Raw genomic sequence first — 19,222 nt, 5'->3', positions numbered from 1 at the left:
TCCTACTCGGCGACAGCGGACTTCTCCGCTGCGATCTCGCGGGCGCGCTGCTCCGTGAGGACGCGAGCGATGTCCTTCTTCACGGTGTTGACGCGAGCGGTGTTGTCCAGCTGGCTGGTGGCCATCTGGAAACGAAGGTTAAAGAGCTCGGCGCGCATTTCCTTCAGCTTCTCAACGAGCTGAGCGTCCGAGAGCTCACGAATCTCTGCGGGCTTCATTAGTTCTCCTCCTCGGCCGTCTCTGTAGCGGCAGGCTTAGCGACGATCTTGGTCTTGATGGGGAGCTTGTGCTGCGCCAGACGCAGAGCCTCGCGAGCGACCTCCTCGGGCACGCCCTTGACCTCGAACATGATGCGGCCGGGCTTGACGACGGCCACCCACTCCTCGGGGTTACCCTTACCAGAACCCATGCGAGTCTCGGCAGGCTTCTTAGTGATGGGCTTATCGGGGAAGATCGTGATGTAGACACGACCGCCACGCTTCATGTAGCGGGTCATGGCAATACGAGCGGCCTCGATCTGACGGTTGGTGATCCAATGGGCCTCGAGAGCCTGGATACCAAACTCGCCGAAATGCAGCTCGGTATTACCCTTGGCCTGGCCCTTCATGGAGCCACGCTGCACCTTGCGGTGAAGAATACGCTTAGGGGCAAGCACTACTGACCCCTCCTCTCGGAGTTACGACGACGAGGACGGGAAGAGCCCTCGAGTGCAGGGTTGGGAACAGGCTGGCCCGGGAGCTTCTCGCCCAGGTAGATCCAGACCTTCACGCCGCAGGCACCCATGGTGGTGCTGGCGACAGCCGTGCCGTAGTCGATCTTGGCACGGAGGGTGTGCAGAGGCACGCGACCCTCACGGTACCACTCACGACGGCCCATCTCGGCACCGCCGAGACGACCGGAGCACTGGATACGGATGCCCTTGGCGCCGGCCTTGCGGGCGGACTGGACAGCCTTGCGCATGGCGCGACGGAAGGCAACGCGGCCCTCGAGCTGCTCAGCGATAGACTGAGCAACGAGGTTGGCGTCGAGCTCGGGGCGCTTGATCTCGACAACGTCGACGGAGAGCTGGCCCTTGGAGACGCCAGCGACCTTCTCGAGCTCGGTGCGGAGGGTATCGATCTCGGCACCCTTCTTACCGATGACAACGCCGGGGCGAGCGGTGAAGATAATGACCTTCACCTTGTCGCCAGCGCGCTCGATCTCGACGCGGGAGACAGCTGCGCGGGAAAGACGCTTCTCGAGGTACTTGCGGATCTCGAGATCGTTACCGAGGGTCTTAGCGTAATCCTTCTCTGCGAACCAGCGGGAGCGCCAGTTCTCGGTGATGCCAAGACGGAAGCCGGTGGGGTAGACTTTCTGACCCATACAGCTTTACGCCTCCTTTCGAGGAGCAACGACGACGGTGATGTGGGAAGTACGCTTCAGAATGCGAGAAGCGGAACCCTTGGCGCGGGGACGGATGCGCTTAAGCGTAGGACCCTCGTCAACATAGGCAGCAGCGACAACCAGGTTGTCGGCACGCAGACCGTTATTGTTCTCGGCGTTCGCAACGGCGGAACGGAGAACCTTCTCGACATCCACGGCGACGGCGCGGTCGCAGAAGTGGAGGATGTCGAAGGCCTGAGCGACAGGCTTGCGGCGGATCAGATCGACCACCAGGCGGGCCTTGCTGGGGGAAACACGCACGTACTTAGCGACGGCGCGAACCTCGGTGGCCTCAGTTTCAATAGACTTAGTTGCCATTTACGGTTAACCCCCTATTTGGCCTTGTGGCCACGGAACGTACGAGTCGGCGCAAACTCGCCGAGCTTGTGACCAACCATGGACTCGGTAACATACACGGGCACATGCTTGCGGCCGTCGTGGACGGCGATGGTGTGACCAACCATCTCGGGGAAGATGGTGGACGCGCGGGACCAGGTCTTCACGACGTCCTTCTTGCCAGCCTCGTTCATCGCGGTGATACGCGAGAGAAGGCGAGTCTCCACGAACGGGCCCTTTTTGAGACTTCTGCTCATAAGTGCTTTCTCCTAAAACTCGGTATCCGAAATTACTTCTTACGGCGACGAATGATGTGCTGGTTCGAGACCTTCTTCTTCTTGCGCGTACGAAGGCCCTTCGTCGGCTTACCCCAGGGGGTAACAGAGGGACGACCAGAGGTGTGGTTCTTGCCCTCGCCACCGCCGTGCGGGTGGTCGACAGGGTTCATAACGGTACCGCGGACGGTCGGGCGCACGTTCATGTGACGCTTACGGCCGGCCTTGCCGATGACGATGTTGGCGTGATCGGCGTTGCCGACCTCACCGACGGTGGCGCGGCAGGTAACGAGGATGCGGCGCATCTCGGAGGAAGGCATACGGACGATGGCGTACTTGCCCTCCTTACCCATCAGCTGGCAGGAGTTACCGGCGGAACGGGCGATAGCGGCGCCCTTGCCCGGCTGGAACTCGACGGCGTGGATGAGCGTACCGACAGGGATGTCGGCGAGGGGCAGAGCGTTGCCCGGCTTGATGTCGGCGTCAGAACCGGACATGACGGTCTGACCGACCTCGAGGCCCTTGGGGGCCAGGATGTAGCGCTTCTCACCGTCAGCATAGTGCAGCAGAGCGATGCGAGCGGAACGGTTCGGATCGTACTCGATCGTGGCAACCTTGGCGGGCACGCCGTCCTTGTTGCGCTTGAAGTCGATCACGCGGTAACGACGCTTCACGCCGCCGCCCTGGTGGCGGGTGGTGATGCGGCCGTTGTTGTTACGACCGGCCTTCTTGGGCAGGGGCTCGAGAAGAGACTTCTCGGGCTTGGTGCAGGTGATCTCGGAGAAGTCGGAGATCGTCTGCCAACGCCTACCAGCGGAGGTCGGCTTAAGGTGCTTTACAGCCATTACAATCCCTTTCAATAGGTATCCGTTAGCCATCGCAGACAGGGATTCGAGGTTCTGCCTCGGGTGCGATGACACCGGACGTATACACGGTTCCGGGCGTGTCCATTTTATACGCCCAAAACCTTGAGCTCTCGCCTCCCCTATTTGGGAGGCATGAGCTCACTCAACAGCAGCGAGTCTTAGGCCTGGTTGCCAAAGACCTCGATGGTGTCGCCCTCGGCCAGCGTAACGATGGCCTTCTTCCAAGAACGGGTCTTGCCGGCGACATAGCGCACGCGCTTGGTCTTGGGCTTGACCGTCAGGGTGTTCACGCGAACGACCTTGACGCCGAAGATCTCCTCGACAGCGTCCTTGATCTGATACTTGTTAGCATCCTTGGCGACCTCGAACGTGTACTTGTTCTGCTCCATGCCGGAGAAGGAACGCTCGGACACGATCGGACGGATGATGATCTCGTGGGCGGTCATTTATGCAAGCACCTCCCCGAAGTGAGCGGCGATGTCGGCGGGCATCAGCACAGCGTTGTTGTTGACGAGATCATAGGTGTTGGCCTCGTCGGCAGTGATGATGAACGTCTTGGGAATGTTGCGGAACGACAGGTAGGCGTTGACGTCCTCATCGCGAACGATGATGGTCAGACGCTTGCCCTCAAGGCCAAGAGCCTTGAGCATGGCAACGGCAGCCTTGGTGGAAGGCTTCTCGAAGCCGTAGTCGTCGACGAGCACGAGCTCGCCATCGGCCAGCTTGGCGGACAGCGCAGAGCGCATAGCCAGCTTGACCTCCTTGTTGTTCATACGCTTAGCGTAGGAACGGGGCTTGGGGGCGAAGACAACGCCACCGTGACGCCACTGGGCAGCACGGATAGAACCCTGGCGGGCACGACCGGTGCCCTTCTGACGCCAAGGCTTCTTGCCGCCACCGGAAACCTCAGAGCGGCCCTTAGCGGACTGGGTGCCCTGACGCCAAGAGGCCATCTGGCACTTGACGATGTGGTGCATAACGTGGATGTTCGGCTCGATGCCGTACACCTCAGCGGCGAGCTCGGCCTCGGCGACCTTCTTGCCCTCGCTGTTCTTTACTTCAAACTTTGCCATTTAAGTGTTCTCCTTGGTATGACGCTGGGCTAAATGGGCTGGGCCCTTAGGCCATACGGATGGCGACGAGACCATTCTTGGCACCCGGGACAGCGCCCTTGACCAAGATGAGGTTCTGCTCGGCATCGATGCGGACAACGGAAAGGTTCTTGACGGTAACGCGCTCGTTACCCATGTGGCCGGCCATCTTGACGCCCTTGAGGACGCGCGCAGGATAGGCGCACTGACCGATAGAACCGGGGTGACGCTGGAAGTGAGAACCATGCGTCATAGGACCGCGGCGCTGACCCCAGCGCTTGATGCGACCCTGGAAGCCCTTACCCTTGGAGGTACCGATGACGTCGACCTTCTCGACATCAGCGAAATCAGCGACGGTGACGACCTCGCCGACCTTGTGCTCCTCGCCGTTCTCGACGCGGACCTCACGAAGGAAGCGGACAGGCTCGACGCCGGCCTTGGCGAAGTGACCAGCCATGGGCTTGTTCACGTTCTTGGCCTTGATGTCGCCGAAACCGATCTGGACGGCGTCATAGCCGTCGGTTGCCTGAGTTTTAACCTGCGAGACAGCGCAGGGGCCAGCCTGGATGACCGTGACGGGAACGACGTTGTCGTTCTCGTCCCAAACCTGGGTCATGCCAATCTTGCGGCCGAGAATCATGCTGATCAAGATATGATCCCAACTCTCGCGTGGTCTTGGGACAATGCGTACACCACCGAGCGTACGCCCCTAGAGGACCACTACTTACACGACGTGCTCCCCAGCCTTGTATTGCGTCCGGACTACCTGACAACCCTATTAAGCAGGCATTTTGTCCAGCCAGAATACTCCCCTGGTTTCACACAGCTGTTTAGTATACACGGCTGCGGGCGTATCCATCGAGATTCATATTTCACTCACATTGTTTACGCAGGTAAAGTGCGTGAAGTCGCCTGGGCTTGGCAGAGGGGCGGCGAAATATATTAAATTTGCTGCTCTACAGTCCTGCGCAAGACGGAAAGCACATTAAGTGCTTTCCTTTGCGTGCGGAACTCGCGACAAACTTAATATATTTCGCCGCCCCTCTGCCAAGCTCGGGAGACGACACGTTGATGTCTGCTTAACTCTGCTCGCTCAGCTAATGACTATGTTGGGGATCCACAATTTGCTGCAAGGTGAACTTGCATTGGGGCGTATCCTCCTCTTCTCGCGCATCATCGAAATCGAAGATCATGATGGCGCAGTTGGGGAGTTTTGCTGGGAGCTCGAAGCCCTCTGGAGCTGCAGCCTTGATGAATTGGCGGCTGGCGCTGCCGTGGCTTACTGCTAGGAGGGTTTCGATGCCCTCGGCGCCCATGAGATTGGTGAGGGTGTCTACCATGCGTTCTTGCAGCGCGCGGCTTCCTTCTCCTCCGAAGGGGACCAAATCCTCGCCCGGATCCCAAACGTCGGTAGGCAATGCGTCGTGCGGGCCTTCCTCGAAGGTCCCATAGCCGCGCTCGATGATGCCTTCGCAGGGCTCGACAGTAGCATCCGGACCGAGGATCTCGCATGCGACGAGACTTGCCGTGTCCATAGCTCGGCCTAAAGGCGAAGAGACCACTTTGTCGGGGACGACGCCGTGGGCTTTGAGCCATTCGGCTGCCGCTTGGGCCTGTTGACAGCCCAAATCGGTAAGCGGTGAATCACAGCGACCCTGGACGAGCTTTTTTACGTTGAATTCCGTCTGGCCGTGGCGGAGCAGATACAGCCTCTTCATATTCTCCCCTTCTGTATAACGTGCTTTGCCGGCGCAGACCTACTCGTGGGTATGCCCTACGTAGTCATCGTCGATCGTAATCTTGGCAATCGACTTGGGAAATTCCGATTCGACCCTCTGGGCCAACGCGTGCTTGAGCTCATCGGACCCCATGCCCAAATCCGAGGGACGCACGCAGTCAAAGATCACGTTGGTGTGCGTAGGACCCGGCACACAGCGCAGGTCATGAATCGAAAGGCGGCTATCGATCTGTTGGGCCATGGCGTGAATGCGCAAACGCATGCTCGCCACCTTGGGGTCATCGGTCACGATGGGATCGTAGTGAAGCGTGACAATCATGTCGTCTTCGTCCCTAAATGCCTGTTCAATGTTATCGAGCGTGTCATGACTTTCCAGCGGGCTGGCCTCGGCCGCCATCTCGGCGTGAGCGCTTGCGAACTTCCTGCCCGGGCCGTAGTCGTGAACCATTAGGTCATGAACGCCCAAAACGCCAGGGTAGCTCATGATCTTGCCGCGAATATGTTCGACCAGCTTGGGATCGGGCGCCTGACCCAAAAGCGGGCTCACCGTATCCTGGATGAGCTCAAAACCGCTCCAGCCAATATAGGCGCCAACGGCAAGGCCGACCCAAGCATCAAGATTGATATGCGTCACCTGCGAAACAATTGCGCACGCTAACACGGCGCCTGTGGCAAGGACATCGTTCTTGGAATCCTGCGCGGTCGCATGCAGCGTCTCAGACTCAATACGGTCACCGAGCTTTTGGTTGAGGGCCGCCATCCACAGTTTAACAACCATCGAAAGCGCCAAGACTGCCACCAGGGCAAGCGAGAACTCGACGGGTTCGGGGTGGACGATACGCTCAAACGAGGACTTCACCAGTTCGAGGCCGATGAGCAGCACGAGCGCCGCCACGACCAGACCCGAGAGATACTCGTAGCGGCCATGGCCGTAAGGGTGCTCGGGGTCTGCCGGCTTGCCCGCCAGCTTAAAGCCAAGCACGCTCACGATGTTTGAGCTGGCATCGGACAGGTTGTTCATGGCGTCCGCCACAATCGAAACCGATCCCGACAGCACGCCAATTGCACCCTTCGCAGCGCATAGCGCCACATTGGCGAGAATACACACCACGCCCGCCAACGTGCCCACGCGCGCACGGTCGCCCTGCGCACGACGAACGATCCACTCGACCATCTATATCTGCCCCCAACAGTTTTACACATACACTCGTTTGTCGAATAGCTCAGTAGTGTAGACCCTTTACCCCATCGATACAAAAAAAGGCCGCAACCCTTAGGGCTGCGGCCTTACAAATCGCACTATCGAGCAAAAAGCTTAGAGCTTGATGTCGATGTCGACGCCAGCGGGGAGATCGAGACGCATGAGCGAATCAACGGTGCCCGAGGTGGGGTCGAGGATGTCGATGAGGCGCTTGTGGGTGCGCATCTCGAACTGCTCACGGGAGTCCTTGTCCTTGTGCGGCGAGCGGATAACCGTGTACAGGTTGCGCTCGGTGGGCAGGGGGACAGGACCGGAAACGCGAGCGCCGGTCTTCTGAGCGGTCTCGACAATGAGCTTCGCGGACTGATCGACGACCTCGTGATCATAGCCCTTGAGGCGAATGCGGATCTTCTGGGTAGCCAACTTAAACCTCCAAAGAGTGCGAGAGATGTTCTCGCGGATTACGTAACAGGGAGCTCGAACTTAGGCGTTCTTGCTCATGACCTCGTCCACGATGGACTTGGGCGCAGGCTCATAAGAGTCAAACTGCATCGTGTAGGATGCACGGCCCTGGGTCTGGGAGCGAAGGTCGGTAGCGTAACCGAACATCTCGCCCAGCGGCACCTTGGCACGGATGAGCTTGGTGTTCTTGCGATCCTCCATGCCCTCGATCTTGCCGCGGCGACCGGAGAGGTTGCCCATAACGTCGCCCATGTACTGCTCGGGGGTCTCGACCTCGACAGCCATGATCGGCTCGAGCAGCTGCGGATCGGACTTCTTGAGGGCGTCCTTGATAGCCATGGAACCGGCGATCTTGAAGGCGGCCTCGGAGGAGTCGACCTCGTGGTAAGAACCGTCGAACAGGGTGACCTTAACGTCGAGGACCGGGAAGCCGGCGATAACACCGGTGTTCAGGGCCTCCTGGATGCCCTTGTCGATGGACGGGATGTACTCCTTGGGCACGACGCCGCCGACGATAGCGTTGACGAACTCGTAGCCGAAGCCCTCCTCCATCTTCTCGAGCTTGATGACGGCGTGGCCGTACTGACCGCGACCGCCGGACTGACGGACGAACTTGCCCTCAGCCCTCTCGACGTCGTGACCAGCGGTCTCGCGGTAGGCAACCTGGGGCTTACCGACGTTAGCGTCAACCTTGAACTCACGGAGCAGACGGTCAACGATGATCTCGAGGTGCAGTTCGCCCATGCCGGCGATGATGGTCTGGCCGGTCTCGTGGTTGGTGGACACCGTGAAGGTCGGGTCCTCCTCGGCGAGCTTGGTCAGAGCCAGGGACATCTTGTCCTGCTCGGCCTTGGTCTTGGGCTCGATAGCAACGTCGATAACGGGCTTGGCGAACTCGATCTTCTCGAGGACGATCTCCTTGCCCTCGGCGCACAGGGTGTCACCGGTGGTGGAGTTCTTGAAGCCAACGCAAGCGACGATGTCACCGGCGCAAGCGTCGTCACGGTCGATACGCTCGGCGGCGTTCATCTCGAGGATGCGGCCGAGGCGCTCGCGCTGACCGTTGGAGGCGTTGACCACGTAGGAGCCGGACTCGGCGCGACCGGAATAAACGCGGACGTAGGTGAGCTTACCGACGAACGGGTCGGTCATGATCTTGAAGACCAGGCCGGAGAAGGGCTCGTCGAAGGAGGGATGACGCACGATCTCCTCGCCGGTTTCCGGATCGGTACCGGTGACGGCCTCAACGTCGAGGGGGCTGGGCAGGTAGTCGACGACAGCGTCGAGCAGCTCCTGAACGCCCTTGTTCTTGTAGGCGGAGCCCACAAAGACGAGGTTGAGCTCGTTGGCCAGAACGCCCTTGCGCAGAGCAGCCTTGAGCTCCTCGACGGTGAAGTCCTCCTCCATGAGGATCTTCTCCATGAGCTCGTCGTCAAAGCTGGCAGCGGCGTCGAGGAGCTCCTCGCGCTTGGTGGCAGCGATGTCGGCGAACTCAGCCGGGATCTCGTCCATCGGCTCGGGGTAGGTCATGCCCTTCTCGTCGGCCTTGAAGTCCCATGCAGTCATGGTGACCAGGTCGATGACGCCCCAGAAGTTGTCCTCGGCGCCCATCGGGACCTGAGCGGCCACGGCGTTGGCGTCGAGACGATCCTTCATGGTCTCGATAGCGTTGAAGAAGTCAGCGCCCACGCGGTCATACTTGTTGATGAAGGCGATGCGGGGAACGTTGAAGGTAGAAGCCTGACGCCAAACGGTCTCAGACTGGGGCTGGACGCCGGCAACGGCGTCGAAGACGGCGACAGCGCCATCGAGGACGCGCAGGCAGCGCTCGACCTCGGCGGTGAAGTCAACGTGGCCCGGGGTGTCGATGATCTGGATGCGGTAGTCCTTACCGTCCTTGTTCCAGAAGCACGTGGTAGCAGCGGAGGTAATGGTTACGCCGCGCTCCTGCTCCTGAACCATCCAGTCCATGGTGGCAGCGCCCTCATGGACCTCACCGATCTTGTGGGTCTTACCGGTGTAGTAAAGAATACGCTCGGTCGTGGTGGTCTTACCGGCATCGATGTGGGCCATGATGCCGATGTTACGGGTATCGGAAAGCTTGTGCTTAGCCTTAGCCATGTTAGTTCCTTACCTTAACTTACCAACGATAGTGAGAGAACGCGCGGTTGGCCTCGGCCATCTTGAAGACGTCCTCACGCTTCTTGACGGAAGCGCCCAGGCCGTTGGAAGCGTCCAGAATCTCGTTTGCGAGACGCTCAGCCATGGTCTTCTCCTTGCGAGCGCGGGAGAAGTTGACGATCCAGCGGATGCCCAGAGCGGTGGAACGACGGGAGTTGACCTCCATCGGGACCTGATAGGTAGCGCCACCGACACGCTTGGGCTTAACCTCGAGCGTGGGCTTGACGTTGTCCATAGCCTTCTTGAAGGTAGCGAGAGCGTCGCCACCCTCGGACTTCTCGGCAACGATCTCGAAAGCGGTGTAAACGATGCGCTCAGCGGTGGCCTTCTTGCCGTCAAGAAGGACCTTGTTGATGAGCTGAGTCACCAGGCGGTTGTTGTAAACGGCGTCAGGCTGAACCTCACGACGATTAGCTGCTGCACGACGCGGCATGTGAAATCTCCTTAAGTGTCTACCGTGCGGCGCTTAGGCGGCACACGGCGAAAGTATCAAAACGTTATCTGGCTTATTTGGCCTTGGGGCGCTTAGCACCGTACTTGGAACGGGCCTGCATACGGTTCTGGACCGGAGCAGCATCGTAGGCGCCACGGATGACGTGATAACGGACACCAGGGAGGTCGCGAACACGACCGCCGCGGACGAGCACGATGGAGTGCTCCTGCAGGTTGTGGCCCTCACCCGGAATGTAAGCAGTAACTTCGATGCCGTTGACGAGGCGAACACGGGCAACCTTACGAAGCGCCGAGTTCGGCTTCTTGGGGCTCGTGGTGAAGACGCGGGTGCACACGCCGCGCTTCTGGGAGTTGTGCTGCAGAGCAGCGTTCTTGGACTTCTTGGGCGCGGAACGACGGCCCTGGCGAACCAGCTGGTTAATAGTAGGCAAAGCGTACTCCTTCTCGAATGATTCCAGCTTTCTGTAAAGTGCAACGGCTTGAATCGAGGGGTCAGCATCCCCCTACGAAACACGCAGTTCGATAGGATACGTGCCGTTAGCTGTGTCGTCAACAGACCACGCCGCCGGGCGTATCCTAAAATAGCCACATTTCCGCAAAGCCTACACAAAAGGAATCCCCTCCTGTGCGCGAGGGCGGATTCCCGGTCCGGGCGGCCCAGGGGTTAAGTTTGCTGCTCTACAGTCCTGCGCAAGACGGAAAGCACATTAAGTGCTTTCCCTTGCGTGCGGAACTCGCGACAAACTTAACCCCTATGCCGCCCGTCCCGGAAATCCTACGTGCTCGTCAGGGCAACGTTCCTCAACAAAAAAGACCCGCTTCCCTGTTGGGGAGCGGGTCTTTGGAAGGGCGGTTAACGTACTAGGAAATTACTCCCCGTCGTTGTCCTTGGCCTCTTCGGCGTCGTCGGTGTCCACGAGCTGGTTGAGCAGCTCGTCGAGGGAAGCCATGTCCTCGTTGATGGCACCGTTGGCGGAAGCCTTCTTGTCGTCGATCGGGGCGCCCAGGAGCTCCTCGTCGGCATCGGCGTGATGCGTCGGAGCGGAGGTGCCCAGCAGGATGTCGTCCGGACCGTCGGGGCTAAAGACCATCTGCAGCAGCTGCGAGAGGTCTTCCTCGTCGGCAACGTCGTCGTTGTTCTCGAGGATGTAGAGCAGGTCGTGGGCCTCGAGGCCGTCACGGAGCTCCTCGATCGCCTTGGCACCGATGCCATCGATGCGCAGCAGATCCTCCTCGGACTTGCCAACCAGGTCGCCGACCGTCTCGATGCCGACCTCGCTGAACTTGTTGGTCCAGCGCTGCGACACACCCAGGTCGTCGAACAGGTACAGGCGAGCCTTCTCGGCGGAGATGGTGTGGCCGTTGCGGGTGAACGAGCCGTCAGCACCGCCAAACTCGTCGTAGCCGGCCCAGTCGAGCTGCTGTGGGAGCCGCTCGTCCAGGTCCTTGAGCTCCACGGGAGCCCACTCGGGCAGCGACTTGGCGTTGGGCGAAGCCGGACCATCGATGTCCACGTAGCCGTCGGCCGTGCGATACGTCAGCTTGGCGTTAGCGTACGGCTTGAGGCCGGTACCAGCCGGGATCTTCTTACCGACGATGACGTTGGACTTAAGGTCGAGCAGGTGGTCGACCTTGCCCTCAATAGCAGCCTCGGTAAGGACGCCGGCGGTACGGATGAACGAAGCGCTCGACAGCCAGGAGTCGATGTTGGACGCAACCTTGAGCGTACCCAAGATGACGGGCTCAGCCACGGGAGCCTGACCGCCCAGACGGGCAACGCGCTCGACCTCGTCGGCGAACTCGTAGCGGTCGACGTACTGACCAAGCAGGTACTTGGAGTCGCCGGGGTTGGTGATCTGAACGCGACGCAGCATCTGACGTGCGAGCACCTCGATGTGCTTGTCGTTCAGGTCGACGCCCTGGCTGGTGTAGACGTCCTTGACGCTCTCGACGAAGGTGTGCATCGTCGACTCGATGTCGGTCAGCTTGCGCAGGTTGCGGAAGTTGACGAAGCCCTTGGTGATCTGGTCGCCGGCGCGAACCTCGCAGCCGTCCTCGATCTCGGGCATAAAGCGCACCGAAGCGGGGACGCGACGCTCGTCGAGGACACGGGTGTGATCCTCGGAGTCGGTGAGCGTCAGCACGTACTCGGACTTCTCGGGCTTAATCGAGAGGTGGCCGGAGTACGGAGCCAGCTCGGCCTCGCGACCCAGGATCTTCTCGTTGACGTTGCCGACGATATCGAACATACGGCTGACCGTAGGCAGACCCTGCGTAATATCGTCGACGCCAGCGACGCCGCCGGAGTGAATGGTACGCATCGTAAGCTGCGTACCGGGCTCGCCGATGGACTGGGCGGCAATAATGCCGACTGCGGTACCGATGGCGACCGGACGACGGGTGGAAAGATCCCAGCCGTAGCACTTCTGGCACACGCCGTACTTGGAGCGGCAGGTGAGCAGCGCGCGAAGCTTGACCTTCTTAAGGCCCGCATCGACCATCTTCTGGATGTCGGCGACCTTCTCGATATAGCCGTCCTGCTCAAAGAGCACGGTGCCATCGGGAGCCACGACGTCCTCAATAAAGCAACGGCCGACAAGATCGGTGTTGAGGTCGGTGGTGCCGGGAATGATGAGGTTGTAGGTGACGCCCTCGTGCGTACCGCAGTCCTCCTCGCGGACGATGACGTCCTGGGCCACGTCGACCAGACGACGGGTCAGGTAGCCAGAGTCCGAGGTGTGGGATGCGGTATCGACCAGGCCCTTACGGGCGCCGTAGGTCGAAATGAAGTACTCGAGCGGCAGCAGGCCCTCGCGGAAGTTCGCCTTAATGGGAAGGTCGATCGTCTCGCCGGACATATCTGCCATCAGGCCACGCATGCCGCCGAGCTGACGCAGCTGGGTCTTAGAACCACGGGCGCCGGAGTCGGCCATCATGTACAGCGGGTTCTCCTCGTCGAACATGTCGAGCATGAGCGCTGCGACCTTATCGGTACAAGCGGTCCACTCGTTAACGACTTCGATGTGGCGCTCCGTCTCGTTGATGAAGCCCTCCTCGAAGTACTCGTTGATCTGGTCGACGTTGGCCTGGGCGCGGTCGAGCAGCTCCTGCTTCTCGGCAGGGATGAGAGCGTCCCACACCGAGATGGTGAGGCCGGCGCGGGTAGCGTAGTGGAAGCCGGAGTACTTGATAGAGTCGAGGATCGGGCCGACCTTGGCCTCGGGGTAACGATCGCAGCAGTCGGCAACCAGCTTGGCCACATCGCCCTTGACCATCTTGTAGTTCATGAACTCGTAGTCTTCGGGCAGGCACTGGCGGTTGAAGATGATGCGGCCGATAGACGTCTCGAAGCGTGCGGTCTTGTTACCGGTGACATCGTAGTCGACGAACTCGTTCTTGCCGTTCTTGACGCGGAAGATACGAGTGCCGTCCTCGTTGATGACGTTGGCGTTCTCGGCGGACACGCGGACCTGAATCTTGGCCTGCATGTCGACCTCGGAGCGGCAGTCATAGGCGTGCAGCGCGTCGTCGAAACTCGAGAACACGTGGTTCTCGCCCGGCAGACCGTCGCGGACCTGGGTCAGGTAGTACACACCAATGATCATGTCCTGCGAGGGGATGTTGACCGGCTTGCCGGATGCCGGCGAGCGCAGGTTGTTCGCAGAGAGCATGAGCACGCGGGCCTCGGCCTGAGCCTGGCTGGACAGCGGCACGTGGACAGACATCTGGTCGCCGTCGAAGTCGGCGTTGAAGGGCGCGCAGACCAGCGGGTGCAGGTGGATAGCCTTGCCCTCGACCAGCACCGGCTCAAAGGCCTGGATGGACAGACGGTGCAGGGTCGGTGCACGGTTGAGCAGCACGACACGACCGTCGATGACCTCTTCGAGGATGTCCCACACAAAGGTGGCACCGCGGTCGATAGCGCGCTTGGCGCCCTTGATGTTCTCGACCTTGCCAAGCTCGACCAGGCGCTTCATGACGAAGGGCTTGAAGAGCTCCAGCGCCATGGTCTTGGGCAGACCGCACTGGTGCAGCAGCAGCTTGGGGTCGGTAACGATTACCGAACGGCCAGAGTAGTCGACACGCTTGCCCAGCAGGTTCTGGCGGAAACGACCCTGCTTGCCCTTGAGGGCCTCGGCGAGCGACTTGAGCGGGCGACCACCACGGCCAGAGACCGGGCGCCCACGGCGGCCGTTGTCGAACAGGGCGTCCACGGACTCCTGGAGCATGCGCTTCTCGTTGTTCACGATAATCGCAGGGGCGTCCAGGTCGAGCAGGCGCTTGAGTCGGTTGTTACGGTTGATCACGCGACGATACAGGTCGTTGAGGTCGGACGCGGCGAAGCGGCCGCCGTCGAGCTGGACCATCGGGCGCAGATCGGGCGGAATGACCGGGATGACATCCAGAATCATATTCGCGGGGCTGTTGCCGCCCTTCAGGAAGGCGTCAACGACCTCGAGGCGCTTGACGGCCTTCTCGCGCTTCTGCTTCTGGGAGTCCTCGTCGGCGATGATGGCCTTGAGCTTCTCGGCCTCGGAGGGGAGGTCGATGGCAGCGAGCAGGTCGCGGACGGCCTCGGCACCCATGCCACCCTTGAAGTACATGGAGTAGTAACGGGTCATCTCGCGGAACAGCGGCTCATCGGAGATGAGGTCGCGCTCGGTGAGCTTCATGAAGGCGTTGAAGGCGTCCGTGCGGAGCTGCTTCTCGTCCTTGCACTCTTCCTCGATGTCGACGATGCCGGAGGCGATCTCCTCGGGGGTCAGCGGCTCCTCGTCGGAGAACTCGTCAAAGTTCTCGGGGTTGCCCTGCTCCTTGAGGGACTCGATCTGGCGGGCGCACTCGGCGTCGATCTCTTCCAGATCGGCGGCGAGCTCCTCACGCAGGTCGTCAGCGTCGGCCTCGCGAGCCTCGTAGTCGACCTCGGTGATGATGTAGCTGGCAAAGTACAGAACCTTCTCGAGGTCCTTGGACTTGATGTCGAGCATACGGCTCATCGGGAAGCTCGTGGGGCTCTTGAAGTACCAGATGTGGGACACGGGAGCGGCGAGCTCGATATGGCCCATGCGGTCGCGACGCACCTTGGCCGAGGTGACCTCGACGCCGCAGCGCTCGCAGACGATGCCCTTAAAGCGGATGCCCTTGTACTTGCCGCAGGAGCACTCCCAGTCCTTGGCGGGACCGAAGATCTTCTCGCAGAACAGGCCGTCCTTCTCGGGCTTGAGGGTACGGTAATTGATGGTCTCCGGCTTCTTGACCTCACCGTGCGACCAGGAACGGATCTGGTCGGCGGAGGCAAGGGAGATCTTTACCGAGTCAAATTCAGTAGCTTCGAAATCTGCCACAGTCAACTACTCCTTATCAGTGGTCGTGGCGGCGACAGCCTCGGGTGCCTCGGCGGTCTCGGCATCCTGGGCCTCGACGTCGGCGTCAACGCCGGCGAGCGCAGCCAGGTCATCGAGGGCAGAGGTCTCCTCGGCGGTCACAGGGGCGGAGGCGTCCTCGTCGGCATCGCGCATGGGCTCGATGTCCAGTGCGAGGGAACGGATCTCCTTGACGAGAACCTTGAAGGACTCGGGGATACCCGGAACCGGGACGTTCTCGCCCTTGACGATGGACTCGTAGGTCTTGACGCGGCCCACGGTATCGTCGGACTTGACGGTCAGGATCTCCTGCAGGACGTTGGAAGCACCGTATGCGTACAGTGCCCAAACTTCCATCTCGCCGAAGCGCTGGCCGCCGAACTGGGCCTTGCCGCCCAGCGGCTGCTGGGTAACCAGGCTGTAAGGGCCAGTCGAACGGGCGTGGATCTTGTCGTCGACCATGTGACCGAGCTTGAGGATGTAGGACGTACCCACGGTAATGGGCTCGCGGAACTCCTCGCCGGTACGGCCGTCAAACAGGCGGGTCTTTCCGCGCTCGTCAAGCTGGGTGACAAACTCGGGGCGCATGTGATCGCCAAAGGCAGCGGTGGCCTTGTTGAGCATATTCTTGTTGGCACGACGGATGACCTCGGCGATCTCGTCCTCCTTGGCGCCGTCGAAGACGGGCGTCGCGGTAAAGAACGGACCGGGGACGTACTTGTCGGAATCGGCATCCTCGGTATCCCAACCGCAGGCAGCAGCCCAGCCAAGGTGGCACTCGAGCAGCTGGCCGACGTTCATACGCGAAGGAACGCCCAGCGGGTTGAGGATAACGTCGATCGGGGTACCGTCAGCCATGTAGGGCATGTCCTCGACCGGCAGAACGTTACAGATAACACCCTTGTTACCGTGGCGGCCGGCAATCTTATCGCCCTGCTGGATCTTACGGCGCTGGGCGACGTAGACGCGCACCTGCTCGTTGACGCCGGGGGCCAGGTCGTCGCCGTTCTCGCGGCTAAAGCGGACGACGTCGATGACGCGGCCGTAAGCGCCGTGAGGCATCTTAAGGGAAGTGTCGCGAACGTCGTGAGCCTTGGCACCGAAGATGGCGCGCAGCAGGCGCTCCTCGGCAGTCAGAGCGCTCTCGCCCTTAGGGGTAACCTTGCCGACCAGGATGTCGCCGGGGCCGACCTCAGCGCCGATGCGGATGATGCCGTCCTCATCGAGGTTGGCAAGCATGTCCTCGGAGAGGTTCGGGATCTCGCGAGTGATCTCCTCGGGGCCGAGCTTGGTATCGCGGGCGTCGATCTCGTGACGGGTGATGTTGATGGTCGTCAGCAGGTCCTCGGCCACCAGGCGCTCGGACACGACGATACCGTCCTCGTAGTTGAAGCCTTCCCACGGCATGTAGGCCACGGTAAGGTTCTGGCCCAGTGCGAGCTCGCCGTGATCGGTCGAAGGACCGTCGGCCAGAGGCTCACCCTGCTCAACGGTGTCGCCGACGCGCACGAGCGGGCGGTGGTTGATGCAGGTGGACTGGTTGGAGCGCTGGTACTTGGCCAGGTGATACTCGTCCATGCCGCCGGCATGCTTGACGATAATCTTGGAGGCGTCGGCAAAGATGACCTCGCCGGCGTTCTTGGCCAGGGTGACCTCGCCAGAGTCCAGGGCGGCGCGACGCTCCATGCCGGTACCGACATAGGGAGCGGCGGGGTGAACCAGCGGCACGGCCTGACGCTGCATGTTGGCGCCCATGAGCGTACGCTTAGCGTCGTCGTGCTCGAGGAACGGGATCAGCGTGGCTGCGACGGAGAGCATCTGGCGCGGCGAGACGTCCATGTAGTCGACGTCCTCGACAGGCACGTCGGCGGGAGCGCCGAAGGAGCCGTCGAAGTCGCGGGTACGGGCGATCACGGAATGCGGACGGACGATCTTGCCCTCGGCATCGGTCGTGATGAACTCGTTGGTCTTGGGATCGAGCGGCGTGTTGGCCGGCGCGATAACGTGCTTCTCTTCCTCGTCAGCGGTCATCCAGTCGATCTGGTCGGTGGCAACGCCGTTCTCGACGCGGCGGAACGGGGCCTCGATGAAGCCATACTCGTTGACGCGGGCGTAGAGGGCAAGCGAGCCGATCAGGCCGATGTTGGGGCCTTCGGGGGTCTCGATCGGGCACATGCGGCTGTAGTGCGAGTTGTGAACGTCGCGGACGGCCGTCGGCACGTTGGTGCGGCGGCTGGAGCCCGACTTGTGGCCGGCAAGACCGCCAGGGCCGAGTGCGGACAGACGGCGCTTGTGGGTCAGACCGGTCAGGGGGTTCGCCTGATCCATGAACTGCGAGAGCTGCGAGGAACCGAAGAACTCCTTGATGGAGGCCACGATCGGGCGGATGTTGATGAGCGACTGCGGGGTAATCTCGTCGATGTCCTGGGAGCTCATGCGCTCACGGACGACGCGCTCCATACGGCTCATGCCGATACGGAACTGGTTGGCGACGAGCTCGCCGACGGTGCGGATACGGCGGTTGCCAAAGTGGTCGATGTCGTCAACCTTGAAGCCCTGCTCGCCGGCAGCGAGGGACAGAAGGTAGCGCAGCGTAGCGACGATATCCTCGTCGGTGAGCACCGTGACCTCTTCCTCGGTGGTGAGGTTGAGCTTCTTGTTGACCTTGTAGCGACCGACGCGGGCCAGGTCGTAGCGCTGCGGGTTGAAGAGCAGGCCCTCGAGCAGGCTGCGGGAAGCATCCACGGTGGGAGGCTCGCCCGGGCGCAGGCGACGGTAGATCTCGATAAGAGCATCCTCGCGGGTAAGGGCGGTATCGCGCTCGAGGGTGCGCTTGATCACATCGGAGTTGCCGAGCAGCTCGATGATGTCGTCGTTGGTGACGGCGATGCCAAGGGCGCGCAGGAACATCGTGGCGCTCTGCTTGCGCTTACGGTCGATGGAAACCATGAGCTGGTCGCGCTTATCGACCTCAAACTCAAGCCAGGCACCGCGGGACGGGATGATCTGAGCCTTGTAGATCTGCTTGCCCGAATCCATCTCGGAGCTAAAGTACACGCCCGGGGAACGGACGAGCTGCGAGACGACGATACGCTCGGTACCGTTGATGATGAAGGTGCCCTGATCGGTCATCATGGGGAAGTCGCCCATAAAGACGAGCTGCTCCTTGATCTCGCCGGTCTCCTTGTTGGTGAGACGGACGTCGGTCAGAAGCGGAGCCTGATAGGTCATATCCTTCTCGCGGCACTCCTCGACGGTGTGCGCGGGGTCGCCAAACTGATGCTCGCCGAAGGTAACCTCGAGAACATGGTTCTGGCTCTGGATGGGGCTGGATTCCTTAAACGCCTCACGAAGGCCCTCGTCCTTAAAACGCTCAAAGGATTCCCTTTGAACAGAGATAAGGTTGGGGAGCTCCATGGCCTCCGGGATTTTCCCGAAGCTGACGCGCTTGCGCTCAGTGGCAGTGTATGCGTAGGTCACCAGGTTTTTCCTCCTTCACGGAAATGCTCGGTGGGTTGGCGAGGCATAGCTTCGCCAGTTATCGCAACCTAATAGTTTATCAGGTACCGACCGTTGGGCAAGAAAAGCCTTGACGCGATTGAGTTTTTGGAGTAGCAAAGTTTTTCGACAGAAAATGCGCAGGTAGATTGGTATGCATCGAACACCTGTTCATATATTTTCTGTGAACAGAGTTGCTGATGCGCGTCGCTGAATGGCGGAATGGCGGCGAAGGCTGATCGGGCGGAAACTGCGTCCCGTTTTGAGGCCTCAAACTGGGTCGTAGTTTCCGATTGAGCCCCGCTTGGGAAACTGTATCCCGTCCTGAGCCGA

Annotated in this window: 17 protein-coding genes; all 17 read right to left on the bottom strand. The window is 60.8% G+C overall.

Features of this window, described 5'->3' with window-relative positions; genetic code table 11:
- Positions 1-2 precede the first annotated feature (2 nt).
- On the bottom strand, positions 3-218 hold the full coding sequence (gene rpmC / locus ACTQZF_RS04825; RefSeq protein WP_006235039.1) for a 50S ribosomal protein L29: 216 nt from the start codon (positions 216-218) through the stop codon (positions 3-5).
- Positions 218-655 (bottom strand): 50S ribosomal protein L16, encoded by a 438-nt coding sequence (gene rplP, locus ACTQZF_RS04820; RefSeq protein WP_370450531.1) that lies wholly within the window; start codon positions 653-655, stop codon positions 218-220. The genes rpmC and rplP overlap by 1 nt, the downstream gene beginning before the upstream one ends.
- Positions 655-1,365, bottom strand: a complete 711-nt coding sequence (rpsC, locus tag ACTQZF_RS04815) for a 30S ribosomal protein S3 (RefSeq protein ID WP_154514689.1) — start codon at positions 1,363-1,365, stop codon at positions 655-657. The genes rplP and rpsC overlap by 1 nt, the downstream gene beginning before the upstream one ends.
- Positions 1,366-1,371: 6 nt before the next feature.
- Entirely contained in the window at positions 1,372-1,743 is a 372-nt protein-coding gene (rplV, locus tag ACTQZF_RS04810) for a 50S ribosomal protein L22 (RefSeq protein WP_006235036.1), read from the bottom strand.
- Between the two features lie 14 nt (positions 1,744-1,757).
- Entirely contained in the window at positions 1,758-2,018 is a 261-nt protein-coding gene (gene rpsS / locus ACTQZF_RS04805; RefSeq protein WP_006235035.1) for a 30S ribosomal protein S19, read from the bottom strand.
- A gap of 32 nt (positions 2,019-2,050) precedes the next feature.
- Positions 2,051-2,881 carry a 50S ribosomal protein L2 gene (rplB, locus tag ACTQZF_RS04800; RefSeq protein ID WP_117583062.1) on the bottom strand — a complete coding sequence of 277 codons (831 nt, stop codon included), beginning with the start codon at positions 2,879-2,881 and terminating at the stop codon, positions 2,051-2,053.
- A 179-nt stretch (positions 2,882-3,060) separates the two neighbouring features.
- Positions 3,061-3,348, bottom strand: coding sequence for a 50S ribosomal protein L23 (rplW, locus tag ACTQZF_RS04795; RefSeq protein ID WP_006235033.1), 288 nt, complete (start codon positions 3,346-3,348; stop codon positions 3,061-3,063).
- Positions 3,349-3,975, bottom strand: a complete 627-nt coding sequence (rplD, locus tag ACTQZF_RS04790) for a 50S ribosomal protein L4 (protein ID WP_006235032.1) — start codon at positions 3,973-3,975, stop codon at positions 3,349-3,351.
- Positions 3,976-4,021: 46 nt separating this feature from the next.
- Entirely contained in the window at positions 4,022-4,642 is a 621-nt protein-coding gene (rplC, locus tag ACTQZF_RS04785) for a 50S ribosomal protein L3 (protein ID WP_089572481.1), read from the bottom strand.
- Positions 4,643-5,090: 448 nt separating this feature from the next.
- Positions 5,091-5,711, bottom strand: a complete 621-nt coding sequence (locus tag ACTQZF_RS04780; protein ID WP_441554678.1) for a histidine phosphatase family protein — start codon at positions 5,709-5,711, stop codon at positions 5,091-5,093.
- A 39-nt stretch (positions 5,712-5,750) separates the two neighbouring features.
- Positions 5,751-6,905 carry a cation diffusion facilitator family transporter gene (locus ACTQZF_RS04775; protein ID WP_441554677.1) on the bottom strand — a complete coding sequence of 385 codons (1,155 nt, stop codon included), beginning with the start codon at positions 6,903-6,905 and terminating at the stop codon, positions 5,751-5,753.
- A 141-nt stretch (positions 6,906-7,046) separates the two neighbouring features.
- Positions 7,047-7,355 (bottom strand): 30S ribosomal protein S10, encoded by a 309-nt coding sequence (gene rpsJ, locus ACTQZF_RS04770; protein WP_427717612.1) that lies wholly within the window; start codon positions 7,353-7,355, stop codon positions 7,047-7,049.
- Between the two features lie 60 nt (positions 7,356-7,415).
- A complete protein-coding gene (gene fusA / locus ACTQZF_RS04765) occupies positions 7,416-9,515 on the bottom strand; it encodes an elongation factor G (protein ID WP_154514697.1) in 2,100 nt (699 codons plus the stop codon).
- A gap of 19 nt (positions 9,516-9,534) precedes the next feature.
- Entirely contained in the window at positions 9,535-10,008 is a 474-nt protein-coding gene (gene rpsG / locus ACTQZF_RS04760) for a 30S ribosomal protein S7 (protein ID WP_006235013.1), read from the bottom strand.
- 73 nt (positions 10,009-10,081) lie between these two features.
- Positions 10,082-10,459, bottom strand: coding sequence for a 30S ribosomal protein S12 (gene rpsL, locus ACTQZF_RS04755; RefSeq protein WP_154514699.1), 378 nt, complete (start codon positions 10,457-10,459; stop codon positions 10,082-10,084).
- Between the two features lie 438 nt (positions 10,460-10,897).
- On the bottom strand, positions 10,898-15,373 hold the full coding sequence (locus ACTQZF_RS04750) for a DNA-directed RNA polymerase subunit beta' (protein ID WP_370450532.1): 4,476 nt from the start codon (positions 15,371-15,373) through the stop codon (positions 10,898-10,900).
- 6 nt (positions 15,374-15,379) lie between these two features.
- A complete protein-coding gene (rpoB, locus tag ACTQZF_RS04745; RefSeq protein ID WP_229770619.1) occupies positions 15,380-18,808 on the bottom strand; it encodes a DNA-directed RNA polymerase subunit beta in 3,429 nt (1,142 codons plus the stop codon).
- Between the last annotated feature and the right edge of the window lie 414 nt (positions 18,809-19,222).

Source organism: Collinsella sp. LCP19S3_H3, from assembly GCF_052119145.1.
Lineage (GTDB): Bacteria > Actinomycetota > Coriobacteriia > Coriobacteriales > Coriobacteriaceae > Collinsella.
Note: the sequence above shows the minus strand (reverse complement) of the source record. Positions and strands in the feature narration are given on the sequence as shown.